Origin of the sequence: Duganella sp. BJB1802 (assembly GCF_013369445.1) — a bacterium.
GTDB lineage: Bacteria > Pseudomonadota > Gammaproteobacteria > Burkholderiales > Burkholderiaceae_D > Rugamonas > Rugamonas vulcania_A.
On record NZ_JABWEF010000001.1, the window covers coordinates 248,331 to 264,399 of the forward strand.

General features: G+C 68.4%; 10 protein-coding genes. 7 read left to right on the forward strand and 3 right to left on the reverse strand.

What is annotated here, in order from left to right; genetic code table 11:
* Window positions 1-15: 15 nt before the first annotated feature.
* Both HUX88_RS01175 and hutC read right to left on the reverse strand, forming a co-directional pair.
* Window positions 16-4,284 carry a PAS domain S-box protein gene (locus tag HUX88_RS01175; RefSeq protein WP_229219144.1) on the reverse strand — a complete coding sequence of 1,423 codons (4,269 nt, stop codon included), beginning with the start codon at window positions 4,282-4,284 and terminating at the stop codon, window positions 16-18.
* Between the two features lie 117 nt (window positions 4,285-4,401).
* A complete protein-coding gene (gene hutC / locus HUX88_RS01180) occupies window positions 4,402-5,127 on the reverse strand; it encodes a histidine utilization repressor (protein ID WP_117013934.1) in 726 nt (241 codons plus the stop codon).
* Window positions 5,128-5,277: 150 nt separating this feature from the next.
* On the opposite strand from hutC, the gene ada reads away from it, so the two are divergent.
* Both ada and HUX88_RS01190 read left to right on the forward strand, forming a co-directional pair.
* A complete protein-coding gene (gene ada / locus HUX88_RS01185; protein ID WP_176360538.1) occupies window positions 5,278-6,384 on the forward strand; it encodes a bifunctional DNA-binding transcriptional regulator/O6-methylguanine-DNA methyltransferase Ada in 1,107 nt (368 codons plus the stop codon).
* Entirely contained in the window at window positions 6,381-7,274 is an 894-nt protein-coding gene (locus HUX88_RS01190) for a 2OG-Fe(II) oxygenase (protein ID WP_217916185.1), read from the forward strand. Before ada ends, HUX88_RS01190 begins: the two co-directional genes overlap by 4 nt.
* On the opposite strand, the gene msbA is transcribed toward HUX88_RS01190, so the two are convergent.
* Window positions 7,259-9,082, reverse strand: coding sequence for a lipid A export permease/ATP-binding protein MsbA (msbA, locus tag HUX88_RS01195; RefSeq protein WP_117013932.1), 1,824 nt, complete (start codon window positions 9,080-9,082; stop codon window positions 7,259-7,261). The two genes, HUX88_RS01190 and msbA, sit on opposite strands and share 16 nt — an antisense overlap.
* A gap of 200 nt (window positions 9,083-9,282) precedes the next feature.
* On the opposite strand from msbA, the gene HUX88_RS01200 reads away from it, so the two are divergent.
* The 5 genes from HUX88_RS01200 to hutH all read left to right on the forward strand — a co-directional run bounded on the left by HUX88_RS01200 (window position 9,283) and on the right by hutH (window position 16,066).
* On the forward strand, window positions 9,283-9,714 hold the full coding sequence (locus tag HUX88_RS01200; RefSeq protein ID WP_117013931.1) for a hypothetical protein: 432 nt from the start codon (window positions 9,283-9,285) through the stop codon (window positions 9,712-9,714).
* Between the two features lie 31 nt (window positions 9,715-9,745).
* Window positions 9,746-10,909, forward strand: coding sequence for a hypothetical protein (locus HUX88_RS01205; RefSeq protein ID WP_176360539.1), 1,164 nt, complete (start codon window positions 9,746-9,748; stop codon window positions 10,907-10,909).
* Window positions 10,910-10,969: 60 nt separating this feature from the next.
* Complete coding sequence (locus tag HUX88_RS01210) at window positions 10,970-12,664, forward strand: amidohydrolase (protein WP_176360540.1); 1,695 nt, start codon at window positions 10,970-10,972, stop codon at window positions 12,662-12,664.
* 140 nt (window positions 12,665-12,804) lie between these two features.
* Entirely contained in the window at window positions 12,805-14,508 is a 1,704-nt protein-coding gene (hutU, locus tag HUX88_RS01215; RefSeq protein WP_176360541.1) for a urocanate hydratase, read from the forward strand.
* Between the two features lie 13 nt (window positions 14,509-14,521).
* Complete coding sequence (gene hutH / locus HUX88_RS01220) at window positions 14,522-16,066, forward strand: histidine ammonia-lyase (protein WP_176360542.1); 1,545 nt, start codon at window positions 14,522-14,524, stop codon at window positions 16,064-16,066.
* Window positions 16,067-16,069 lie beyond the last annotated feature (3 nt).

Consider the following 16,069-nt stretch of genomic DNA (forward strand, 5'->3'; position numbering starts at 1 on the left):
GGTGTGTCACCTGGTCTAGTTGTCGTCGGCGAAAGTGGTGTTGGTCATGATTTGTTCGGTGATCTGTTCCAGCAGCACCCACAGCTGCGCCAGGATGGCCGCCGCCGCGCGCTCCGGCATGCCCTCGGCCGGCAGCTGCTCCAGCTGCAGCATCAGCTCGCCCATGCCCAGCGCGCCGACGGTGCGCGCGGGCGACTTCAGGCGGTGGCCCAGCTCGCGCACCCCGGCCAGGTCGCCCTTCTGCAGCGCCCGCTCCATCTGGGCCAGGCCGTCCTGGGCGTTGTGCAGGAACTTGAAGGCGAACTTGCGCACCTTGTGCGGATGATAGCCCAGCAGCTTGGCCAGGATCGACAAATCGATCACCGCCGGGTCGCCGCCCAGCGTGGCCTTGAAGGCCGGACGCGGCGGCGCGGGCGGCGTCTCGCGCGGCGCCGCCTCGCCGCGCTCGGGCAGCCAGTTGGCGATGGTCTGGTACATCAGCGCCGGCTGGATCGGCTTGGAAATGAAGTCGTCCATGCCGGCCTCGATGCAGCGCACCCGGTCCTCGTTGGTGGCGGTGGCGGTCATGGCCAGCACCCGCATGTCGGCCAGGCTGGGGTCGGCGCGGATGCGGCGCGTGGTCTCCAGGCCGTCCATCAGCGGCATCTGCACGTCCATCAGCACGCAGTCGAAGGCGGTCTGGCGCAGCAGCTCCAGCGCCTCCATGCCGTTGGCCGCCAGGCACACCGACGAGCCGACCTCCTCCAGCATCTCCAGCGCGATCTGCTGGTTGAAGGTGTTGTCCTCGACCAGCAGGATGCGCGCATGCTTGAGCGTGGCCATCACCGCCGCGCTGCGCGAGGAGGCCAGCAGCTCGGCGGCGGCGTCCTTGACGCGGTCGATCAGCGCCGGCAGCGTGGCGCTGGAGATGCCCAGCCGCGCGGTGAACCAGAAGGTGCTGCCCTGGCCCGGCCGGCTGCGCACGCCCACCTCGCCGCCCATCAGCTGCGCCAGCTGCTTGCAGATCGACAGGCCCAGGCCGGTGCCGCCGTACTCGCGCGTGGTCGAGGTGTCGGCCTGCTGGAACGACTGGAACAGCTTGCCGATCTCGGCCTCCGACAGGCCGATGCCGCAGTCGCTGACCTCGAAGCGCAGCAGGCAGCCGTTGGCGTCGCCCACCACCTGGCGCACCCGCACCTCGATCCGGCCCTTCTCGCTGAACTTGATGGCGTTGTTGGTGTAGTTGATCAGTACCTGGCCCAGGCGCAGCGGATCGCCGCGCAGCACCTTGGGCAGGTTGGGGTCGAGGTTGAACACCAGCTCCAGCTCGCGGCTGGCGGCCTTGGGCGCGACCACCGTGGTCAGGGTCTGGATCACATGGTCGATCGAGAAGTCGACCTGCTCGATCTCCAGCTTGCCCGCCTCGATCTTGGAGATGTCGAGGATGTCGTCGATGATGCCCAGCAGGTGCTCGCCGGCGAAGCGGATCTTCTCCAGGTAGTCGCGCTGGCGCGGATCGAGGTCGGTCTTGAGCGCCAGGTAGGCCATGCCGATCACGCCGTTCATCGGCGTGCGGATCTCGTGGCTCATGTTGGCCAGGAACTGGCCCTTGGTCTGGCTGGCCTCCTCGGCCAGCATGCGCGCCTGGTTCAGCTCCTCGGTGCGGACCGCCACCCGCTCCTCCAGGTGTTCGTTCAGTTCGCGCAGCTGGTCCTCGCCGCGCTTGCGGTCGGTGATGTCGGTCAGGCTGGCCACCACCAGCGGCACCACGCCGCGCTCGTCGGGGATGGGCTCGGCGTTCACCGACAGCCAGTGCACCTCGCCGTTGGCCTGGCGCACGCCCATCACCACGTCGCGCACCGACACGCCGGTGACGATGGCCTGCTGCACCGGATGGCTGGCGACATCGAACGGCGTGCCGTCCTCGCGCACGCCGCGCCACAGCATGCCGCCATCGACCGCCAGCGAGTGCGCCAGCATGCGCGCGGCGGCGGCGTTGCTCTCGAGGATGCGGCCGGCGCCGTCGACCATCACCAGGCCGTTGGTGACGGCGTTGAAGATCGACGCCAGCCGCTGGCTGGAGCTGCGCAGCGCGCTGTCGGCGGCGCGCCGCGCGGTGATGTCGGTCAGCATGGCCAGCGTGCCGGCGTAGTGGCCGGCGTCGGAGTTGATCACGGTGGTCGACAGCAGGCACCACACCACGGCGCCGTCGCGCCGGCGGAAGCAGACGTCGCCCTGGCAGGCCTCGCCGGCCAGGCGGCGCTGCAGGTGCTGCTTGAGCAGGGCCTGGCCGTCGTCGTCCATGAAGTCGGTCATGGCGCGGCCCAGCATCTGCTCGATGTCGTAGTCCAGCATGCGCGCCATGGTGGGGTTGACCAGGGTGGTGCGGTCGTCGGCGCCAGTCATCCAGATGCCCTCGGCGGCGGTCTGCACGATCAGGCGGTAGCGTTCGGAGCTGGCGTGCAGCGCCTCCTCGGCGCGCTGGCGCTGGGTCATGTCGCGCAGCGCCATCACCACCAGCTCCTGCCCGCCCAGCATCACCGGGGCGATGTGCACCATCGCCGGGAAGCTGCCGCCGTCGGCGCGGATCGCGCTCAGCACCCGGCCCGGCAGGTTGGGGCGCGAGAACAGCTCGCGCGCGCGGCCGGTGCTGCGCATGGCCTCCGGCGCCAGCTGCTCGACCGAGCAGCCGGCCATCGTGCCCTCGTAGCCGAAGCTGCGCGCGCAGGCCGGGTTGGCGTAGCGCACCCGCCCGCTCTTGTCGGCGATCAGCATGGCGCCCGGCGTGGCGTCGACCACCGCGCACAGGCGCGCCTCCTCGGCGGCGGCGCGCTCGCTGATGTCGGCCATGGTGCCGGTGGCGCGCAGCGGCCGGCCGGCGGCGTCGCGCTCGACGATCATGCCGCGCGCCAGCACCCAGATCCAGCCGCCGTCGCGGGTCCGCATGCGGTGTTCGCTGACGATCTGGTTGTCCAGGTCCGAGGTGCTGGCCTGGTGGTCTCGGATGCTGCGTTCGACGCGCGCCTGGTCGTCCGGGTGCACGTGGTCCAGCCACTGTTCCAGCGTCGGCGCGAACTCGCCGTCGCCATAGCCCAGCAGCGCGCCGTAGCGCGGCGACAGCGTCAGCGTGCCGGTGTCGAGCCGCCACTCCCACATGCCCTCGCCGGTGCTGTCCAGCGCACCGCTGGCGCGGCGTTCGGCCTCGCCCAGTTCCGCGCGCGCCGCCCGCAGCGCCGCCGCCTGCCGCCGCAATTGCCACAGCGCGGCCGCCGTCAGCAGCAGCACCAGCGCGGCCGCCAGCGGGCCGGCGTAGCGCAGCAGGCGGTCGCCGGCCTGCGGCTGGTACAGGAAGCCGTCCAGCTTGAAGTCGGCCGGCAGCATGCCCTGCTCGATGTAGGTGCGGGCGATGGCGCGCCAGCGTTCGGGATTGCTGTATCCCAGTTCGATCAGGCCCTGCTCCAGCAGCGGCGCGATGTGCTGGGCCTCGTACATCAGGTGCTCGCGGCTGTGGCGCTCGGGGTAGCGGGCCCGTATCAGGTCGGCGATCTCGCCCTGGTGTGCCATCGCGTAGCGCCAGCCGCGCAGCGTGGCCTCGCGCAGCGCCTGCGCGCGCATCGGGTGCTCGCGCAGTTCGCTCTCGGTGGTGTACAGCGTGTCGCCGTAAAAATCGTCGCCCAGCATGCGCGCCGACAGCAGCTCGTAGCCGACGTTGCTGCGTTCGAGCTGGTAGGGCGCCTCGGTCAGGTAGACCGACATGGCGTCGACCCGGCCTTCGAGCAGGTCGTCGGTGTTGTAGCTGTGCGGGACTTGCGTCAGGCTGTCGGGGCGCACGCCGTACTTCTTGAGCAGGATGAGCAGCTCCTCGTTGTTCGGCGCCAGCATCACGCGCGAGCCGGCCCAGGGGCGCGCCTTGCCGCCGGCGTCGTGGCGCACCAGCAGCGCGCTGGCCGAGTGCTGGAAGATCGAGGCCAGCGCCACCACCGGCTGGCCGCGTCCGCGCGCCACCAGCAGCGAGGTGTTGCCGATGCCGTACTGCGCGCGGCCCTCCAGCACCGACAGGGTGGGATCGACGCCGGGACGGGCCTCGATCAGCGTGACGTCGAGGCCGACGTCGCGGTAGTAGCCCTGGTCCTGGGCCGCGTAGTAGCCGGCGAACTGGAACTGGTGCATCCACTTGAGCTGGATGCTGACCTTCTCGGCCGCCAGCGCGCCGCCGCACGCCAGCGCGAACGCAACCGCCGTCAGGCTGCGTGGCAGCCGACGCCAGAAGAGGGTCCGGCCGGACCTGGGACGGCGGTGCGACAAAAGCTTCCCTTTCAATCCGCAAGGCATTGCTGGTATTTATGCTGTAGCCGGGCAACTATAGCATCGAAGATTGCGGCTTAGTCGAGAAAGTTGTAAGCGCCGGCGCCGGCGCCCGGGCTACTGCGCGAAGCTGCCGGCGAACTGGTAGCGGTGGCCCGGATGCCACATGGTGGCGATGGAGGCGACTTGGCCGTTGGAGCGGGTCTGGCGCTTGAGCACCAGGCAGGGCTGACGGGTGTCGATGGCCAGCATGTCGGCGATGTCGCGCGGCGCGGCCAGCGCCTCGATGCTGTAGGTGGCGCCTTGCAGCGGCGCGGCCTTCATCAGGTATTCGTTGGGGGTGATGGTGGAGTAGTCCTGCTCCATGTAGTCCGGCGCGCACAATGGATTGGCCCAGCGGTCCTCGACCTGGATCGGCACGCCGTTCTCGAAGTGCACGATCACCGAGTGGAACAGCGGATGGCCGGCCGGCAGGTCGAACTGCTTGGCCATCAACTCGCTGGCCTTGACGCGCTCGAGCTGCTGCAGGCTGCTGCGGTGGGCGTGGCCGCGCGCGCGGATCTCGTCGGCGATGGATTTGATCTCCAGCAGCGTGGCCTGGTACTTCTGCTGCGCGACGTAGGTGCCGGAACCCTGGCGGCGGGTGAGGATCTGGTCGGCGGTGAGCTCGCGCACGGCGCGGTTGACGGTCATGCGGGAGACGCCGAACTGCTTGACCAGCGCCTGTTCGGACGGGATCACATCGCCTTCCTTCCAGGTGCCGGCAGCGATCTGCGCCACCAAGTAGTCCTTGATGCGCTGGAATATGGGGGTGCTCTCTGGCAGGGTTGGTTCGTCGTCCAAACGGTTTCTCCGGGGCGCGCGCCTGGGTGGCGGCAAGCGGACATTTTAGCATCGCGTGCTTGTCCGACGTACAATCTGCAATTCAAAAGCAAGAGCCGGAGTGCGTCGCCGCGCAGCGCTGGATAGGATGGTGGCATTCCTTATCCGATCATGGAGTCCGAGATGGGCAAGACCGCAAACAAAGAATTGATCCAGGCCGCCTACCAGGGCGACGAGCAGCGCTGGGCCGCCGTGACGCGGCGCGACGCCGGCGCCGACGGCGTGTTCTGGTACTCGGTGCGCAGCACCGGGGTGTATTGCCGTCCGTCGTGCGGCGCGCGGCCGGCGCTGCGCAAGAACGTAGCCTTCCACGACAGCCGCGAGGCGGCCGAGCAGGCGGGCTTCCGTCCCTGCCTGCGCTGCAAGCCGGACCAGCCGCCGCTGGCCGAGCGCCAGGCCGCCATCGTGGCGCAGGCCTGCCGCCTGATCGACACGGCCGCCGCCGACGATGGCGCCGCGCCGGACCTCGACAGCCTGGCGGCGGCGGTGGGCGTGAGCCGTTTCCACTTCCACCGCATGTTCAAGGCGGTGACGGGGATCACGCCCAAGGCCTACGCCAACGCGCAACGGGCGCGCCGTGTGCAGGCCGGGCTGGCGCAGCAGGCCACGGTGACGGACGCGATGTACGCGGCCGGCTTCAATTCGAGCGGACGGTTTTATGCGCAGTCGCCGGCGGTGCTGGGCATGACGCCGGGCGCCTTCCGTGCCGGCGGACGCGGTGCGCGGATCCGCTTCGCCATCGGCGCGTGCTCGCTGGGCGCGATCCTGGTGGCCAGCACGGAGCAGGGCATCTGCGCGATTTTGATGGACGACGATCCCGATGTGCTGGTCCGCGACCTGCAGGACCGCTTCCCCAAGGCGGAGCTGATCGGCGCGGAGCCGGAGTATGAGCAGGTGGTGTCGCGCGTGGTGGGCATGGTGGAGCGGCCGGAGCTGGGCCTGGACCTGCCGCTCGACGTGCGCGGCACGGCCTTCCAGCAGCGCGTGTGGCAGGTGCTGCGCGGGATACCGGCCGGGCGCACGGTCAGCTATGCCGAGCTGGCGGAGCTGGTGGGTTCGCCCAAGGGCGCGCGGGCGGTGGCGGGGGCGTGCGCGGCCAACGCGTTGGCGGTGGCGATCCCTTGCCATCGCGTGGTGCGCAACGACGGGTCGATTTCCGGCTACCGCTGGGGCGTGGACCGCAAGGCCGCGCTGCTGGACCGGGAGGCGGGCAAATGAAGAACGGCGAGTTCGATTTCGGCGGCGGCGCGGCCGAGCGCAAGCCGCGCAAGACGCCGCCGGTGAGCGTGTCGCCGGCCGCACCGGCAGCACCGCCGGCTGGCAGCGCTGTCCCGGCGGGCGCGGACGCCGCAGCCAACGCGCTGGCGCTGGCCAACGCCCGCAAGGCGGTCGGCGCGGCGGCGGGCATCGCGGTGCACGTGGCGGGGCTGGAATGGCAAGCCATCGCCGATGAGCTCAACGCCCACGGCTACGCCATCGTCCCCGGCATGCTGACCGCCGACGAATGCATCGTCATGGCCGCGCAGTACCAACAAGCGTCGCTGTTCCGCAGCCGGGTGGTGATGTCGCAGCACGGCTTCGGCAGCGGCGAGTACCAGTACTTCCGCTACCCGCTGCCGTCGATGATCTCGGCGCTGCGCCAGTCGCTGTATGGCCCGCTGGCCGACATCGCCAACCGCTGGCACGAGTTGATGGACATGGAAGCCCGCTTCCCGCCCGACCACGCCGACTTCCTGGCGCGCTGCCACGCCGCCGGCCAGCAGCGCCCCACGCCGTTGATGCTGCAATACGGTCCCGGCGACTACAACTGCTTGCACCAGGACCTGTACGGCGAACACGTGTTCCCGCTGCAGGCCGCGATACTGCTAAGCCAACCGGGCAAGGATTTCGAAGGAGGGGAGTTCGTGCTGACCGAGCAGCGCCCGCGCATGCAGTCGCGGGTGGAGGTGGTGCCGCTCAAGCGCGGCGACATGGTGATCTTCCCGGTCAACCACCGGCCGGCGCAGGGCGCGCGCGGCGTCTACCGGGTGGCGATGCGGCACGGCGTAAGCCGCATCCGCTCAGGCTCGCGCCACACACTGGGACTGATTTTTCACGACGCCACCTGAACGCTTTTCTGCGTCTGATACAGGCGGGCGTAGATGCCTTGCTGCGCCAGCAGCGTCTCGTGGCTGCCGATTTCCGCGATGCGGCCACCGTCCAGCACCACGATGCGGTCGGCGTTCTCGATGGTCGACAGGCGGTGCGCGATGACCACCGTGGTGCGGCCGCGCATCAGCACTTCCAGCGCCGCCTGCACCAGCCGTTCCGATTCCGTATCGAGCGCGCTGGTGGCCTCGTCCAGGATCAGGATCGGCGCGTTCTTGTACAGCGCGCGCGCGATCGCCAGGCGCTGGCGCTGGCCGCCCGACAAGCGCAAGCCATTCTCGCCGACCGAAGTCTGGTAGCCGTCCGGCTGGCGCTCGATGAACTCGTGCGCGTGGGCCGCACGCGCCGCCGCCTCGATGCGCTCCATCGACGGCTCGGGGTCGCCGTAGGCGATGTTGGCGGCCAGCGTGTCGTTGAACAGCACCACATCCTGGCTCACCAGCGCGATCTGCCTGCGCAGCGAGGCCATGGTGTAGTCGCGCAGGTCGACGCCATCGAGCTTGATGCTGCCGGCGCCGACCTCGTAGAAGCGCGGCAGCAGGCCGGCCAGCGTGGTCTTGCCGCTGCCCGAGCTGCCCACCAGGGCCACCGTCTCGCCGGCGGCGATGTCGAGCGACACGTGGTCCAGCGCCGGCCTGGCGTCCGGGTCGGCGCTGTAGCGGAAGCTCACGTCCTCCAGCGCCAGGCGGCCGACGGCGCGGTCCACCGTGCGGGTGCCGGTGTCGGCCTCGGACTCGGTGTCGATCAGCCCGAACACCGATTCGGCGGCGGCCAGGCCGCGCTGCAATGGTTCGTTAATCTTGGTCAGGTTCTTGATCGGCGACTGCATCGCCATCAGCGACGACATGAAGGCCACGAAGGCGCCCGGCGTCAGCGCGCCGGCGTGCGCGCGCAGCAGCGCGAAGTAGATCACCGACGACAGCGTGATCCCGATCAGCAGCATGATGATGCCGGAGTTGAGCGCCGACGTCGCCGCGTGCTTGACCGCCAGCTGGCGGTTGACCTTGACCACGCCGTCGAAGCGGGCCTGCTCGTACTTCTGGCCGCCGAAGATCTTCACCACGCGCTGGCCGCTGATGCTCTCGTCGAGCACATTGGTCAGGTCGCCCATGGCGGCCTGCGCGCTCTTGCTCAGGTGGCGCATGCGGCGCCCGGCGAAGGTGACGATGACGGCCACCAGCGGCAGCAGGCCAAGGCAGAACAGGGCCAGCTGCCAGTCGACGATGAACAACGTGGCCAGATAACCAACGGCTGCGACCGAATCGCGCACCGCGACGTTCAACACGGTCAGGACGGCCTGCGCCACCTGGGCGGCGTCGAAGGCCACGCGCGACAGCGTGGTGCCGGTGGACGATTGATCGAAATAACCGTTCGGCAGGCGCATGACGCGCGCGAACATCAGCTCGCGCAGGTTGGCCTGCACCCGGCTGCTGAGCCACGCGGCGCCGTATTCGGCCACGAAGCTGGAACACATGCGCATCACGGCCAGGCCCAGGATCACCGCCGGAATCGACCACAGCGCCGCGTTGGCCGGATCGTTGGGCAGCAGGCGGCCCAGCCATTGCTGCACCTCGGCCAGCAGGCCGGCGGCCGGGCGCGCACCCAGGCTGTGCGTGGGGGCCAGCGCGTCGACCACGTTTTGCAATTGGCGGATCAATAGCACATCGGCGGCGGCGGCCATGCCGACCGCGAACAGGGTGAGGGCGCCGAGCCACATGTAGGGACGGAACTGCTGGAGCAGGCGCAGGTAGAGTAATCGGCTGGACACGTGATGTGGTAATCGGGCTACAAAGACTGCATTGTAACCGGCTTGCCCCGCCCGGCATGCAAGCCCTCGCGTTGCGCAATCGAAACAGCAGCGGAGAGGAAAACCTTTACCTGTCCAAAAATTACTTTGGCGCAAAAGCGGGTGGACTAGAATGAATTCGCACGGTGATAGTTTCCTTCTGTACTTTCCAGAGAGGTGATATGGATCTGCAATTGCTCTTTACGCGACGGCGCCTGGCGTTGTTGCTCGCCGCGGCGGCGCTGGGCGGCGCGACGCTGACGGCGCGGGCCGAACTGGCCATCATCGTCAATCCGCAAAACCCGGCCACCCGCATGTTCCCCTCGCAGGCCGCGCAGTTCTTCCTCGGCGGCTCGGTGCAGTTCACGCCGGTGGAGCAGGCCGAAAGCTCGCCGCTGCGCGCCGAGTTCTGCAAGAAGGTGCTGGAGAAGTCGCCGGCCCAGGTCGAGGCCATCTGGTCCAAGATCGTCTTCACCGGCAAGGGCAAGCCGCCCAAGGAATACAAGAGCAGTGCCGAGGTCAAGAAGGCGGTGGCCGAGAACGTCAGCGCCATCGGCTACATCGAAAAATCGGCGGTGGACGACACCGTCAAGGTCGTGGCGATCGTCCCTTGACCCGCGTGTCCCCCTTACTGGAGTCTGCTCGATGAAAAAAACACTGATAGCGATGGCGTTGGCCGCGCTGGCCGGCGCGGCCGGCGCCACCGACCTGACCGACGACGGCACGCTCAAGCTGACCGGCTTCTACAACCTCACCGGCGCCCGCGTGTTGAGCGGCAAGGCGCAGGGCAGCGGCGCGCCGTGGGACTACATGCAGTGGAAATGTCCCTGCACGGTGCAGAACTGGGAGTACGCGGCCGTCTACGAACGCAGCGAGGGCTGGCAGGTCAACCAGGAGTCGCTGGTCGGCTTCCAGCTGAAGAAGGAGTTCTCGCCGACGCTGTCGGCCACGGCCCAGGTGGTGGTGCGCGCGCACAACCCCGGCCACGGCCTGACGCCGACGCTGGACTGGGCCTACCTGACCTGGCAGCCGTCCGCCGATTCGGCCTGGACCTTCCAGGCCGGCCAGTTCCGCATCCCGCTGTACTACTACAGCGACTACCTGTACATCGGCTACGCCTACCCGTGGGTGCGGCCGGCGCCCGACGTCTACGGCTGGCCGATCTACGCCTACCAGGGCGCCAACGCCAGCTACCGCACGCAGCTGGGCCAGTCCGACTGGGCCGCCACCTTCCACATGTGGGCCGGCGGCTACACCCAGCACAACGACACCTACGACACCAAGATCTACTACGCCACGCCGACCCACGAATCGTGGAAGAGCATGGTGGGCGGCTATGTGTCGGCCAACAACGGCATCTTCGACGTGCGCGCCATGCTGATGCACTACAAGGACACCACCTGGCAGGACACGCCGGCGGGGCGGGTCTCCTTCGTCGACGGCCAGAGCACGCGCATCGCCGGGCTGTCGGCCAACGTCGACTACAAGAACTGGCTGGTCAAGTCCGAGCTGGACCGCTACGAGCAGGTCGACGCCGGCAAGGGGCTCAACAACGTCTACAAGTACGCGCTGGTCGGCGTCGGCTACCAGTACGAGGCGTGGACGCCGATGTACACCTTCTCGCGCTACACCACCGTCAACGAGCCGATCGAGGCGCGCAACACGCAGTACCTGTCGCTGCGCTGGGACTTCCGCAAGAACACGGCGCTGAAGGTGCAGTACGACGTGAGCAAGGACAAGTCGCACTACAGCTACCCGTTCTTCGGCGATTCGCGCCTGTTGTCGGTCTCGCTGCAAGGCGTGTTCTAGACGTTGTATTTGGCGGGTTGTGCGCTACACTCTGTTCTTGCTTCCGAATGGAGAGTATCGATGCGCACAAACCCGTTTTCGCCCGTCCCGCTGGCCGCCGCCGTCAGCCTGGCCCTGTCCGCCGTCCTGCCGCTGGCGCGGGCCGACACCATCATCGACCATGCCAACGGCTACACGCTGAACGCGGCCGGCACCCTGCAGCGATTCAGTTCGCTCGCCTTCGATGACCTGGGCCGCATCGTCGCGGTGGGCAGCGAGCGCGAGACGGCGATCCGGCTGCCGAAGGCCGAGCACATCGACGCGCAGGGCAAGACCCTGCTGCCGGGCCTGATCGACGCCCACGGCCACGTGTTCGAGCTGGGCGAGATCGCCTCCGGCGTGGAGCTGTTCAGCGCCACCTCGCTGGGCGGTGCGGTGCGGGCGGTGGCGGAGTTCAGCCGCACGCACCCGAAGCGCGCGTGGGTGGTGGGCTTCGGCTGGAACCAGGAAGTGTGGAAGCTGGGCCGCTTCCCCACCGCCGCCGAGCTGGACGCGGTGGTGAGCGACCGTCCGGTGCTGCTGCGCCGCGTCGACGGCCACGCCATCTGGGTCAACACCAATGCGCTGGAAATGGCCGGCATCACCAAGGAAACCCCGGACCCGAAGGGCGGGCGCATCGAGCGCGACGCCTCCGGCAAGCCGAGCGGCGTGCTGGTGGACGCCGCCATGGAGCTGGTCGACAAGGTGGTGCCGCTGCCGACGCCGGTGGAGGCGCGCGCGCGGCTGGACAACGCGCTGGCGGCGCTGGCCAAGGTCGGCCTGACCAGCGTGCACGACGCCGGCATCCGCGTGGTGCAGGACGACCTGTATCGCGACTACGCGGACCACGGCAAGCTGACCACGCGCGTGTACGCGATGATCGGCGACACCACGGCCGATTTCGACGAGCTGTCCAAGGAGGGGCCGCTCAAATCCTACGGCAACGACGTGTACGCGCTGGCGGCGGTCAAGCTGTACGCGGACGGCGCGCTGGGCAGCCGCGGCGCGGCCCTGCTGGCGCCGTACAGCGACATGCCGTCAACCAGCGGCCTGCTGTTCTATCCGAACGCGGAGATGCTGGCCAAGATGAACAAGGCCATGAAGGCGGGCTATCAGGTCAATATCCACGCCATCGGCGACGCCGGCAACCGCCAGATCCTCGACGCCTACGCGCAGCTGATCCCGAAATATAACAACGTCGAACTGCGCCATCGCGTCGAGCATGCGCAGGTGGTGGCGCTGGAGGACATCCCGCGCTTCAAGGCGCTGGGCATCATCCCGTCGATGCAGCCGACGCACGCGACCTCGGACCAGAACATGGCCGAGCAGCGCGTGGGACATGAGCGCATCAAGGGCGCGTATGCGTGGCGCACTTTCCTCGACCAGGGTTCGCGGATCGCGTGCGGCTCGGACTTCCCGGTGGAGTCGCCGAATCCGTTCGAGGGCTTGCATGCGGCGGTGACGCGGCAGAACAACGCCGGCGTGCCGGCGGGCGGCTGGTACAAGAACCAGGCGATGACGCTGACCGAAGCGTTCCGCTGCTTCACGCTGGACGCGGCCTACGCGGCGCACCAGGAAAACGTCATCGGCACGCTGGAGCCGGGCAAGTGGGCCGACTTCATCCTGATCGACCGCGACCTGTTCAAGGTGCCGGCCGAGCAGATCGGCAAGACGCAGGTGCTGCAGACCTGGATGGGCGGCAAGCGGGTGTACAAGAAGGAGAAGCGGCAGGATTAATTCGGCAGTTTTTGGGCGCGATTCGCTTCAAAAATCGGTTGACTTGGTTGTATATACAACTTATCCTTTGAGGATGCGCTGGCTGCGCGCGTGTTGTTGCGCGCGTGGCCGGTCCCACTCACTCAGGAGCAGGAGCCACCATGACGACCCATTTAGACAGCGATCCACGTTTCGACGCCAGCCGCGAAATCCGCGCCCCACGCGGACCGGAGCGCACCTGTAAAAACTGGGGCGCCGAGGCGGCCTACCGCATGATCCAGAATAATCTGGACAAGGAAGTGGCCGAGAATCCGAAACACCTGGTGGTCTACGGCGGCATCGGCCGCGCGGCCCGCAACTGGGAATGCTACGACCAGATCCTGGCCTCGCTGCGCGAGCTGGAAGATAATCAAACCCTGCTCATCCAGTCCGGCAAACCTGTCGGCGTGTTCGAAACCCATGCGGACGCGCCGCGCGTGCTGATCGCGAACTCGAACCTGGTGCCGAAGTGGGCCAACTGGGAACACTTCAATGAACTGGACCGCAAAGGCCTGTTCATGTACGGCCAGATGACGGCCGGTTCGTGGATTTACATCGGCACGCAGGGCATCGTGCAAGGCACCTTCGAGACCTTCGCTGAGGCGGGCCGCCAGCATTTCGGCGGCGACCTCAAAGGCCGCTGGGTGCTGACCGCGGGCCTGGGCGGCATGGGCGGCGCGCAGCCGCTGGCCGCGACCATGGCCGGCGCGGTGTCGCTGACCGTCGAGTGCCAGCAGAGCAGCATCGACTTCCGCCTGCGCACCCGCTACCTCGACAAGCAGGCCGCCAGCATCGACGAGGCGCTGGAGATGATCAAGCTGCACAAGGCCAATGGCGACGCCATCTCCATCGGCCTGCTGGGCAACGCGGCCGACGTGCTGCCGGAGCTGGTGCGCCGCGCCAAGGCCGGCGGCATCGTGCCGGACATCGTCACCGACCAGACCTCGGCGCATGACCTGATCAACGGCTACCTGCCGCAGGGCTGGACCGTCGAGCAGTGGAAGGCCGCGCAGCACGACGCCGCGCGCCACGAGGAACTGAAGGCCGCCGCCACCGCCTCCTGCGCGGTGCACGTGCAGGCGATGCTGGACTTCCAGGCGCTGGGCGCGAAGGTGGTCGACTACGGCAACAACATCCGCCAGGTGGCGTTCGACCACGGCGTCAAGAACGCCTTCGATTTCCCCGGCTTCGTGCCGGCCTATATCCGTCCGCAGTTCTGCGAGGGACGCGGCCCGTTCCGCTGGGTGGCCCTGTCCGGCGACCCGGAGGACATCTACAAGACCGACGCCAAGATCAAGGAGCTGTTCCCGCACCACGCCAACGTGCACCGCTGGCTGGACATGGCGCGCGAGCGCATCGCCTTCCAGGGCCTGCCGGCGCGCATCTGCTGGCTGGGACTGGGCGAGCGCCACATCGCCGGCCTGGCCTTCAACGAGATGGTGCGCAACGGCGAGCTGAAAGCGCCCATCGTCATCGGCCGCGACCACCTCGACACCGGCTCCGTCGCCAGCCCCAACCGCGAAACCGAAAGCATGAAGGACGGCACCGACGCCGTCTCCGACTGGCCGCTGCTGAACGCATTGCTCAACACCGCCGGCGGCGCGACCTGGGTGTCGCTGCACCACGGCGGCGGCGTGGGTATGGGCTATTCGCAGCACTCCGGCGTGGTGATCGTGGCCGACGGCACCGACGCCGCAGCCAAGCGCCTGGCGCGCGTGCTGGTCAACGACAGCGGTTCGGGCGTGATGCGTCACGCCGATGCGGGATACGAGACGGCCATCGCCTGCGCCAAGCGCAACGGCTTGAACCTCCCAATGATCAAATAATCCGAGAGTACCCATGAAAAATGCACTGACCCTGAAACCGGGCGCGATGACCCTGACCGAACTGCGCGCCGTGTGGACCGCCGCCGGCCCGCTGTCGCTGGCCGCCGAAGCCTACCCCGTCATCGAAGCATCCGCCGCCGCCGTGCGCGCCATCGTCGCCAAGGGTGACGCGGCCTACGGCATCAACACCGGCTTCGGCCTGCTGGCCAAGACCCGCATCCCGGACGACAAGCTGGAACAACTGCAGCGCAACCTGATCCTGTCGCACTCGGTCGGCACCGGCGAGCTGCTGTCGGACGCGGTCTGCCGCCTGATCCTGCTGATGAAGATCGGCAGCCTGGCGCGCGGCTACTCGGGCGTGCGTCCGCTGATCATCGACACGCTGATCGCGCTGTACAACGCCGGCATCATGCCGGCCATTCCGGCCAAGGGTTCGGTCGGCGCCTCGGGCGACCTGGCGCCGCTGTCGCACATGACGCTGGCGATGCTGGGCGTGGGCGACGTGCGCGTCCACGGCGAGATCATGCCTGCCGCCGACGCGCTCAAAGCCGCCAACATCGCCCCGGTGGTGCTGGCCGCGAAAGAGGGCCTGGCGCTGATCAACGGCACCCAGGTCTCGACCGCGCTGGCGCTGCACGGCCTGTTCATGGCCGAGCGCCTGCTGGAGGCGGGCATGGTGTCCGGCGCGCTGTCGCTGGACGCGGCCAAGGGTTCCGATTCGCCGTTCGACGCCCGCGTGCACGAGGTGCGCGGCCAGCCGGGCCAGATCGCCGCCGCGTCGATCTACCGTCAACTGGTGAGCAACAGCGCGATCCGCGCCTCGCACCTGATCGGCGACGAGCGCGTGCAAGACCCGTACTGCCTGCGCTGCCAGCCGCAGGTGATGGGCGCCTGCTGGGACATCATCGGCAACGCCGCCCGCACGCTGCTGATCGAAGCCAACGCCGTCACCGACAATCCGCTGCTGTTCAAGGACGGCGAGCTGTCGGTGGTGGTCTCGGGCGGTAACTTCCACGCCGAGCCGGTGGCCTTCGCCGCCGACACGCTGGCGCTGGCCATCGCCGAAATCGGCGCGATCTCCGAGCGCCGCATCGCGCTGCTGATCGACGCCACCTTGTCCGGCCTGCCGCCGTTCCTGGTGCGCGATCCGGGCGTGAACTCGGGCTTCATGATCGCCCACGTCACCGCTGCCGCGCTGGCGTCGGAGAACAAGTCGCTGGCCCATCCGGGCAGCGTCGATTCGATCCCGACCTCGGCCAACCAGGAAGACCACGTCAGCATGGCGACCTACGCGGCGCGCCGCCTGGACGACATGGCGCACAATACCGCTGTCATCATCGGCATCGAGCTGCTGGCGGCGGCGCAGGGCATCGACTTCCATCGTCCACTGAAAACCTCGCCGCACCTGGAGCACGTGCATGCGCAGCTGCGCCAGAAGGTGCCGTTCTTCGACGCCGACCGCTTCTTCGCGCCGGACATCGAGGCGGCCAAGGGCATGGTCATGCGCGGCGAGTTGAGCGCGTCGTGTAAGGGTTTGTTCACGGCCGTGCATCCATAAGAG